Below are 4,584 nucleotides of genomic sequence, written 5' to 3'. Positions count from 1 at the left end.
ACACGGAACGCTTCGACAATGCCAAGCAAGCTGTAGCATTTGCCGGTCTCGATCCGCGTCAGCATGAGTCGGGATCAAGCGTACGGGGTAAGCCACGCATGTCAAAGATCGGCCATAGTTTCCTGCGCAAGGCTCTTTACATGCCGGCCATGGTGACCGTCCACAGGACCGCCTGGGGAAAGCAGTTCGGTCAACGACTTAGCGCTGCTGGTAAGGCGCCGAAATTGATCATCGGTGCCATGATGCGCAAACTGGTACACGTGGCATTCGGCGTGCTCAGGTCAGGAAAAATATTTGATCCAACCTTGCACGCCGCTTGACGGGGATAACAGTATCTACGCCGACCTACGTTTTGTGCGTCGCAGCAAAATAACAGGCTAACTGTGCAGTTAAGCTGCATATCTGCTATACTTGAGCCTGTTCCCACCTTTCTTTCCAATAATGACCGAAGCGACTCACCAGCACGACCAGGCCCTGCACCTGGCCGGCGATCTGCGCATCCTGACCGGCAAGCTGCGTCGGCGCATGCGCGAAGGCACGCAGCAGGGCGATATCACCATGTCGCAGTCGTGCGTGCTGAACCGGCTCGAACGCGATGGACCATCCACCGTCAGCAGTCTGGCGCGCGCCGAAAGCATGCGGCCGCAATCGATGGCGGCTACCGTGCAGTCGCTGCTGGAAGCGCAGATGGTCGCCGGCAGCCCTGATCCGCTGGACAAGCGCCAGACCATCGTGTCGCTGACCGACAGCTGCCGTGCCTGGATGACGCAAAGCCGCGCCGCGCGTGAAGACTGGCTGGCGCGCACCATTGAAAGCCGGCTCAAGCCGGACGAAGTGCTGCAGTTGCAGCAAGCCATGCTGCTGTTGCGACGGCTGGCAGACTGAGATGTCCCAATCCCGAAAGATCAACCCAGGCTAGGAGGCCCCTTATCACAGTGACTACAGTGCACAATACTTTTCGATCTCTTTCCAATCCGAATTACCGTATCTGGGCCGCCGGCGCCCTGGTGTCCAACGTTGGCACCTGGATGCAGCGCACCGCGCAGGACTGGCTGGTGCTCAGTGAGCTGACCCATCACAACGCCCGCGCCGTGGGCATCGTCATGGCCCTGCAGTTCGGGCCGCAATTATTGCTGCTGCCGCTGACCGGCATGGCGGCCGACTTGCTGGACCGCCGCAAACTGCTTTTATTTACCCAGGCCGCCATGGGCCTGCTGGCGCTAGCGCTGGGGTTGCTGTGCATCAGCGGACTGGTGCAACTGTGGCATGTGTATATCTTCGCCCTGCTGCTTGGCTGCGTGACCGCCTTCGATTCGCCCGTGCGCCAGACCTTTGTGTCGGAAATTGTCAGTGAAAAAGACCTGACCAATGCGGTAGCCTTGAATTCCACCTCGTTCAACGCCGCGCGCATGCTGGGCCCGGCCGTGGCCGGCATCCTGATCAGCAGCGTCGGCACCGGCTGGGTGTTCATGATCAACGCGCTGTCGTTTGCCGCCGTGATCGCGTCCTTGCTGATGCTGCGCGTCGGATTACTGCGCGCCGCGCCGCGCCTGAAGGCGTCGCGCGCCAGCCTGCTTGAAGGTTTTCGCTATGTGCGCCAGCGGCCCGATCTGGTGTCGATTCTGGTGATGCTGTTCCTGATCGGCACCTTTGGCCTCAATTTCCCGATCTTCTTGTCGACCATGTCGGTGACCGCCTTTCATGCGGGGGCAGGGCAGTACGGCATTCTCAGTTCGATCATGGCCTGCGGTTCGGTGGCTGGCGCATTGATGGCGGCAGGGCGCGATCAGCCGCGCCTGGCGCTGCTGCTGGGCGCCGCCGCGCTGTTCGGCTTTGGCTGCGCGCTGGCGGCGGTGATGCCCAACTACTGGCTGTTCGGCATCATGCTGGTGGTAATTGGCGTGGCGGCGCAGACCTTTACCACCAGCGTCAACAGCAGCGTGCAGCTGTCGACGGCGCCGGCCATGCGCGGTCGCGTGATGGCCATCGTGCTGGCCATTTCGGCCGGCGGCACGCCGCTGGGCGCACCGGTGGTAGGCTGGGTGGCAGACACCTTCGGGCCGCGCTGGGCGCTGGGCATCGGCGCGCTGTCAGGCATCGCGGCGGCGCTGGTCGGCGTGCGCTATCTGGTCAAACATCATGGGCTGCGGTTGCAGTTCGATACGCAGCGCTGGCGCTTTGCGCTGAGCGGCGGCCAGCATTAAGCAGCGCTAGCGTGCCGGTGGTGACGGCGGCGCCGGCTTGAGCGGATTGGGCGGCGCCGGCCGGTCACGTTCGACAAAGCTGCGCGGCAGCAGGCGCACCGTCTCGATGCCGCGCAGGAACAGGTTCTGCAGCGGCGTGCCCAGGTAGGGCAGCACCATCGCCAGCACCAGCAGGCCCACGCCGAGCGTGACGGGAAAGCCGATACCGAAAATATTGAGCTGTGGCGCGGCGCGCGTCAGGATGCCCAGCGCCACGTTGGTCAGCAGCAGCGCGGCCACGATGGGCAGCGCAATCTGCACCCCCGAGCGAAAAATCTCGGCGCCCCAGGCCGCCAGCTGCTGGAAGCCGCCGCTATGGATGGGCTGGGCGGAAATAGGCAGGCTGACAAAGCTTTCGGCGAGCGCCGCCAGCAGCACCAGGTGCGCGTTGACGGACAAAAACAGCAGGGTCGACACCATCACCAGGAACTGGCTGATGGCCGACGAGCGACCGCGCGTTTGCGGATCGAAAAACGAGGCAAAGCCCAGGCCCATGGTCAGGCTGCTGATCTCGCCGACCATCTCGATGGCGGCAAACACGATGCGGATGGTAAAGCCCATCGCCAGTCCCACCAGCATTTCCTGGGTCAGTATCAACAGGCCCGGCAGCGACATCGGATCGGTGGCCGGCAGGGCCGGCACGGTGGGCGCGATAATCATCGCCAGCATGATGCCCAGCGACACCTTGACGCTGGCCGGCACGGCCGCATTGCCCAGCAGCGGCGAGGCGGCGATCAGGCCGAGAATGCGGCTCAACGGCCACAGCAGCGCTGCGATCCAGGCATTGAGTTCGATGCTGGTCAATGTCAGCATGCGATGCGCTCCGCCACGGTGCTAGTTGACCAGGTTGGGTATGCCGGTAAACACCTGGCGCATATAGTCGAGCATGATGGACAGCATCCACGGGCCGGCCACCACGATGGCGATAAAGATGCCGACCAGCTTGGGAATGAAGGACAGGGTTGCTTCATTGATCTGGGTGGCGGCCTGGAAGATGCTGACGATCAGGCCGATGATCAGCGCCACCAGCAGCATGGGAGCTGCCACCATCAGGGTGATTTCCATGGCCTGGCGGCCGATTGTCATGACGCTTTCGGGTGTCATCTGCGTCCCTAGTAAAAACTTTGCGACAGCGAGCCGAGCAGCAGCTGCCAGCCATCGACCAGCACGAACAGCATCAGCTTGAAGGGCAGCGAAATGGTGGCCGGCGACATCATCATCATGCCCATCGACATCAGCACGCTGGCCACCACCATGTCGATGATCAGGAACGGGATAAAGATGGCAAAGCCGATCTGGAACGCCGTTTTCAGCTCACTGGTGACAAAGGCCGGCACCAAAATGCGCAGCGGCACGTCTTCCGGCCCCTGCAACGCCGGCGTGCGCGACATCTTGGCAAACAGCGCCAGGTCAGCCTGGCGCGTCTGCTTGAGCATAAAGGTCTTCAACGGCTCGACACCCTTGTCGAGCGCGGCCTGCATGGTCAGCTTGTTGTCCTGGTAGGGCAGGTAGGCGTCGGTATAGATTTTGTCGAATACCGGGCCCATCACGAACAGCGTCAGAAACAGCGCCAGCCCGATCATTACCTGGTTGGGCGGCGCCGACTGCGTACCGAGCGCCTGGCGCAGCAAGGAGAGCACGATGATAATGCGGGTAAAGCAGGTCATCATCAGCAGCGCCGCCGGCAGGAACGTCAGCGACGTCATCAGGATCAGCGTCTGCAGCGGCAGCGAATAGCTCTGGCCGCCGCCCGGTGTCGGCGTGCTGTTGAAAGCCGGTATGCCCGGCTGCGCCAGCGCCCACAGCGGCAGCGCCAGCGCAGTGCCGGCCAGCAGCCATTTCACGGTCGTTGCGGTTCTTGGTGACAGCATCGGCTGCTTATTTTCCATTGCGTTTTTCAATGGTCTGTTTCAGCCATTCCGAGAAGTTGGCGCCAGCCGGACCATTTTGCGACGCTGGCAGCGGCGCCAGGTCAGCGTCCTGGCGCGGCACGGTGGCCAGCGCATTGATGCGTCCCGGTGAGGCGCCCACCACGATCCACTGATCGGCCACTTCGATCAGCACGATACGCTCGCGCCCGCCCAGGTTGAGCGAACTGATCACGCGCATTTTGTTGCTGTTGCCCATGGCTTTCGGGCCATAGCGCTTCATGGCCCAGGCCAGCGCCATCAGCAGGGCCAGCACGAATACCAGCGCGGCAATGGTCTGCAGCAGGCTGCCGGTCGAGGCGGTGGGCGCCATCGTCATCGGCGCGCCGGGCGGCATGGTGGGCAGGGCGGCTGGCGCTGGCGCGGCCGCAGTCACGGCAGCCGGCGCAGGATCGGCCAGCGCGGGGTCGGCC

At 63.1% G+C, this 4,584-nt stretch carries 7 protein-coding genes; 3 read left to right on the top strand and 4 right to left on the bottom strand.

The window, feature by feature from the left end; genetic code table 11:
• From GCM43_RS25425 to GCM43_RS25415, 3 genes are all read left to right on the top strand, one after another.
• A partial coding sequence (locus tag GCM43_RS25425) for a transposase (protein WP_152244683.1) occupies nucleotides 1-320 on the top strand: 320 nt, incomplete at its 5' end.
• 121 nt (nucleotides 321-441) lie between these two features.
• Nucleotides 442-885, top strand: coding sequence for a MarR family winged helix-turn-helix transcriptional regulator (locus GCM43_RS25420; RefSeq protein ID WP_152248665.1), 444 nt, complete (start codon nucleotides 442-444; stop codon nucleotides 883-885).
• Between the two features lie 59 nt (nucleotides 886-944).
• Nucleotides 945-2,204 (top strand): MFS transporter, encoded by a 1,260-nt coding sequence (locus GCM43_RS25415; protein WP_152248664.1) that lies wholly within the window; start codon nucleotides 945-947, stop codon nucleotides 2,202-2,204.
• Between the two features lie 6 nt (nucleotides 2,205-2,210).
• On the opposite strand, the gene fliR is transcribed toward GCM43_RS25415, so the two are convergent.
• The 4 genes from fliR to fliO all read right to left on the bottom strand — a co-directional run.
• Nucleotides 2,211-3,056: a flagellar biosynthetic protein FliR gene (fliR, locus tag GCM43_RS25410; RefSeq protein ID WP_152248663.1), complete on the bottom strand. Its 846-nt coding sequence runs from the start codon at nucleotides 3,054-3,056 to the stop codon at nucleotides 2,211-2,213.
• Nucleotides 3,057-3,077: 21 nt separating this feature from the next.
• Nucleotides 3,078-3,347 (bottom strand): flagellar biosynthesis protein FliQ, encoded by a 270-nt coding sequence (gene fliQ / locus GCM43_RS25405; protein ID WP_152248662.1) that lies wholly within the window; start codon nucleotides 3,345-3,347, stop codon nucleotides 3,078-3,080.
• Between the two features lie 8 nt (nucleotides 3,348-3,355).
• On the bottom strand, nucleotides 3,356-4,132 hold the full coding sequence (gene fliP / locus GCM43_RS25400) for a flagellar type III secretion system pore protein FliP (RefSeq protein WP_152248661.1): 777 nt from the start codon (nucleotides 4,130-4,132) through the stop codon (nucleotides 3,356-3,358).
• Nucleotides 4,122-4,584: flagellar biosynthetic protein FliO (fliO, locus tag GCM43_RS25395; RefSeq protein ID WP_226929667.1), on the bottom strand; the 463-nt coding region annotated here is incomplete at its 5' end. The genes fliP and fliO, both read right to left, overlap by 11 nt.

Origin of the sequence: Janthinobacterium aquaticum (assembly GCF_009208565.1) — a bacterium.
Lineage (GTDB): Bacteria > Pseudomonadota > Gammaproteobacteria > Burkholderiales > Burkholderiaceae_D > Janthinobacterium.
Note: the sequence above shows the minus strand (reverse complement) of the source record. Positions and strands in the feature narration are given on the sequence as shown.

Bases quoted from the DNA above. Each gene is read 5' to 3' on its own strand.
- fliQ (WP_152248662.1), bottom strand. From the start codon at position 3,347: ATGACACCCGAAAGCGTCATGACAATCGGCCGCCAGGCCATGGAAATC.
- GCM43_RS25420 (WP_152248665.1), top strand. From the start codon at position 442: ATGACCGAAGCGACTCACCAGCACGACCAGGCCCTGCACCTGGCCGGC.
- fliR (WP_152248663.1), bottom strand. From the start codon at position 3,056: ATGCTGACATTGACCAGCATCGAACTCAATGCCTGGATCGCAGCGCTG.
- fliP (WP_152248661.1), bottom strand. From the start codon at position 4,132: ATGGAAAATAAGCAGCCGATGCTGTCACCAAGAACCGCAACGACCGTG.